The following is a 4780-nucleotide window of genomic DNA, read 5'->3' on the forward strand; positions in this document are numbered from 1 at the left end:
ACCGCCGGTGCGGTGCGGTTGTGTGCTGCGGCGGTGGTGAGCAGTTGTGGCAGTGTCGTTGCGGGGTGTTCGGGGCCGCCGGTGCGGTCGAGCAGGTTCCGTCGTTCGTCGGCGTTGAGGATGTCGATGTCGCCGACCCGACTGTCCGTATCGGCGATGATGGTTTCGAGGACACGCAGGTATCGGTTTAGCAGGGCTTGGACGTATGGTTCGTCGAACAGGTCGTGGAGGTAGGTCAGGGTTAGTCGGATTTGGGTGTCGTCGGTGATTTTCAGGGCGAGGGGGTAGTGGGTGTTGTCGTTGGCTCTGACGCCGGTGAGGGTTATGCCGTCGAGTGCGTCGGCCTGTTCGGTAAGTGTGGTCTGCTCGACGGGATACGACTCGAACACCGTCAGCGTGTCGAAGAGGGCGTCGGTTGTTCCGGCGGCTTGCTGAATGTCGGTGAGCCCGAGATAGAGGTGGTCGAGCAGGTCGGCCTGTTCACGGTGCATCCGCGTCAGTAGTTGGGTGATCGACTCGTCCGGGTCCGCTCGCACCCTGACCGGTACCGTGTTGATGAACAGTCCGATCATCGATTCCACGCCTGCGAGCTGGGGTGGTCGTCCTGACACGGTGCTGCCGAAGACTGTGTCGTCGCGGCCGGTCATCCGCATCAGCAGAATTCCCCAGGCCGCCTGCATGACGGTGTTGACGGTGACATCGAGTCGGGCGGCCAACTCGGACAGGGCACGTGTTTTGTGCTCGCCGAGATCGGCGGCTGCTTCGCCCGCCCGCGAGGAGATCTCTCGGCCCGGGTCGGCGGGGGCGAGCAGGGTCGGGCCCTCGACACCCTCGAGTGCCGCCGCCCAGACCCGCCGCGACGTCGCCTCGTCCTGTTCGGCGCGCCACTCGAGATAATTGCGATACGGACGGGCGGGAGGCAACGCCGACGCCTGGTCGCCGGCGGCATAGAGTGCGAGCATGTCCGTCATCAGCAGTGGCATGGACCAGCCGTCGAGCAGGATGTGGTGGTTGGCGACGACCAGCTCGTACCGGTCCTCGGCGACGGTGACCAGGGTGAACCGGATCAACGGCGGTGCGGTCATGTCGAAGTGTGTGGCCTGATCGTCGGCCAGCAGTCGCGTCAACGCGTCCGGGCGAGTGGTGTCGTCGATTTCGCGGAGATCGACCTCGGACCATGGCACCGGCACCTTGTCGAGGACCAGCTGCACGGGTATGCCGTCGGCTCCCTCGACGAACGCCACCCGCAAGTTCGGGTGCCGATTCAGTACCGCCTGTGCCGCCGTGTGCAACCGGGTGGCGTCCACCCGGCCGGTGAGGGTGAACACGACCTGCATCGAGTACACGTCGACCGACGACGCGGCCAACAGAGCGTGGAACAGCAGACCCGACTGCAGCGGCGTCAGGGGCCACACGTCCGTGACCGCCGGATACGCCGCTTCCCAGCGGTCGATGTCCGGTTGGCGTGCGGTGACCAACGGTAGATCCGACGGTGTCAGCCCGCCGGCGTCGGGGGTCTGCGCATGGGTGGCGAGGGCGGCGAGCGCAGCACACCATTTCTCCGCCAAGTCCTGCACATCGGTCCGCCCGATTGCACCGGTCGGGAACGTGAACGTGGCGCCCAGCACCGGACCCTCGCTGCCGTCGGTGACGATCGCATTGATGTCGACGACGCCGTTCGCCGGCATGTCGGCATCTCCCGGGGCGGCGATGTCGCCGAGATGGCCGCACGGTGCCCACTGCGCCCCCGGCATCTCGTTCGGAACACCACCGCCGGACACCCGGCCGAGGTAGTTGAAGCTGATCTGGCCGACCGGCAGCGACCGTAGCTGCTCGGCTGTGTCCTGATTCAGGTAGCGCAGCAGCCCGTAGCCGATTCCCCTGTCCGGTATAGACCTCAGCTGTTCCTTGATCGACTTGACCACCACACCGGCGCCGGCGCCACCGGTGAAGGCGTCGTCGAGGTCGGCGGCTCCGATATCCAGACGCACCGGCAACACTGTGGTGAACCAGCCCACCGTCCGAGACAGATCCGCTCCCGCGGCAATCTGCTCCTGACGGCCGTGTCCCTCGAGTTGGATCAGTGTCGAGGATTCGGAGACCTGTCGCGTGCGCCGCCACCGGCAGACGGCTAATGCCAATGCCGCCAGCAGTCCGTCCTCGACGCCGCCGTGGAACAGTGTCGGCAAGGTCGTCAGGAGTGATGCCGTCACCGGCGCCGGTACGCTCACCTCGACCCGGTCGAGGGTGGACCCGACATCGATAGCCGCGTTGAACGGGCGGAGGCCCAATACCGGGTCGGGGGCCTGCAGTATCGCCTGCCACATCGGCAACTCCGCCAGCCGCGCCGGGGCCGACGCCTCCTCGACCAACGCGTGCGCCCACCGACGCATCGACGTTCCGGTGGGATCCAACACCGGAGTGTGCCCAGCGGACACCTGCGCCCACGCGGAGGCCAAGTCGGGCAGGAGTATCCGCCACGACACCCCGTCGATCACCAGGTGGTGCGCGAGGATCAGCAGCCGGCCCGGCCGCTGCGCGGTGCTGCATTCCGACCGGAAATCGAGCCACACGAACTGCACCATCACGCCCGTCGTCGGCGCCAACCGCCCCAACGCCGCATCCAATTGCGCCGACGCCAACGCCGCCGCGGCTTCCTCGTCGAGATCGGCGGTGACCTCCACCCGACGAACAAGGCCGTCCACATCGATGGCATCCGACCCACCGACTTCCAGACCCCACCCGCGTTCGTCGCCGACAAGTCGCGAGCGGAAAATGTCGTGGTGCTCGAGGACGGCCTCGACCGTCGCCACCAGCCCGCCGCGCTCAATTCCGGGCGGCAACTCCACCCACATGTGTTGCGAGAATCGACCGAAGCCACCGCCCCGCTCGATCAGCGCCCGCGCGACCGGGGTCAGCGGCATCCACCCGATGCCGCCGCCCGGCAACTCCTCGAGCGCCACCGGCTGTCCGGAGTTCTCGGGACGTTGCGCGACTGCAGCCAGGCCGCCGACGGTCCTGCGCTCGAAAACATCGCGTGAGGAGAACACCACGCCCCGGGCTTTCGCGCGCGAGACCAACTGAATCGCGACGATGCTGTCGCCGCCGAGAGCGAAGAACGACTCGTCGACCCCGACGCGGTCGACGCCGAGGACGTCGGTGAAGACGTCGGCGATGGTCTGTTCGGTGGGGGTGACCGGTGGTCGGAACTGCCGGTTCGACGGTGTTGGTGCGGGGAGTGCTCGCCGGTCGATCTTGCCGTTCACGCTCACTGGCATCCGGTCGAGGGTCACGAACACCGACGGCACCATGAAATCGGGCAGGCGGGCACCGACCGTCGCGGCGAGCGTGTCGGGGTCGATGTGGGCGCCCGGGGTCGGCACCACGTAGGCCACCAGTTGCTCGGTGACGGTGCCGTGGTGGACTGTCACTGCGGCGTGGGTGATGTCGGGGTGGGTGGTGAGGGTTGCTTCGATTTCGCCGAGTTCGATGCGGTGGCCGCGGATTTTGACTTGGAGGTCGCGGCGGCCGAGGTATTCGAGGTTGCCGTCGGGGTGCCAGCGGACGAGGTCGCCGGTGCGGTACATGCGTTCGCCGGGTGGGCCGTAGGGGTTGGCGACGAACCGTTCGGCGGTCAGTGCGGGTCGGCTGTGGTATCCGCGGGCCAGCTGGACCCCGGCCACATACAACTCGCCCACCACCGCCACCGGTACCGGATGCAAGCGGTGGTCCAGCACGTAGGCGTGGCAGTTGATCTGGGGTGTGCCGATGGGCACCACGCTCTCTTCGTGCTGGGTGCAGCGGTGGCAGATGACGCTGACGGTGGTTTCGGTGGGCCCGTACTGGTTCCATACCGTCGCCGGACCGAACTCCGCCAACCGTGCGACCGTCTGCCCGGACAGCGTTTCACCGCCGAGGTAGACCACCCGCACGCTGCGGAGGACGTCGGGTGATCGGCTGGCCATCAGGGCGGTCAGTACCGTCGGCACCGACGACATGTGGGTAAGCTTGGGTGCCCGGATGAGTTCGGCGAGGTAGTCGGGGTCGCGTTGGCCGTCGGGCCCTGCCAAGACCACGCAGCCCCCGACCTGCAGCGGTGCGAAGAGGTCGGGGGTCGATGCGTCGAAGGTCACCGCGTTGCTCTGCAGAAGACGGTCACCGGCACCGTAGTCGAACGCCTCGACAACCCACTGCACCTCGTTGACGATCGCGCTGTGCGCCACGGTCACTCCCTTTGGGCGGCCGGTCGATCCCGAGGTGAACATCACGTAGGCCGTGTTCTGCGGGCGTAGCGGTGCGCGGCGGTCCGCGTCGGTCACCGGCGCCCCGGACAGCGGTGACAGATCGATGGTGTCGAGGTGGAGGACCGGTACCGGGTCGGGCGGATCGTCTTGGTCGTCGTGGGTGGTCAGCATGCAGGTGGGTTGTGCCACTGCGAGTATGAAGTGTGTGCGTTCGGCTGGGTGGTGGGGGTCGATGGGCAGGTAAGCTGCGCCGGCGGTGAGGGTCGCGTAGACGCCGACGACGAAGTCGAGGGAGCGGCGCATTCGTAGTGCCACGATGGTTTCCGGGCCCACGCCCTGGGTGATCAGGTGTCGGGCGAGGCGATTGACGCGTGCATCGAACTCGGCGTAGGTCAGTGTTCGGTTTCCGTCCACCACCGCGGGCGCGTCGGGTGTGCGCGTCACCTGCGCACCGAACATCGACACCAGTGTGTCGGTGGTTGTCGCATGATCGGTGTGGTTCCAGTCCTCGAGGATCAGCTGTTTTTCGTCGGCGT

1 protein-coding gene is annotated in these 4780 nt (G+C 67.1%); it reads right to left on the reverse strand.

Translation table 11 applies throughout. The features are described from left to right. Nucleotides 1-4780, reverse strand: a 4780-nt coding sequence (locus G9373_RS44585) for a non-ribosomal peptide synthetase (protein WP_167121196.1), incomplete at both ends; no start/stop codon positions are given.

It is taken from the genome of Rhodococcus sp. A14, assembly GCF_011603105.1.
Taxonomy (GTDB): domain Bacteria; phylum Actinomycetota; class Actinomycetes; order Mycobacteriales; family Mycobacteriaceae; genus Rhodococcus_F; species Rhodococcus_F opacus.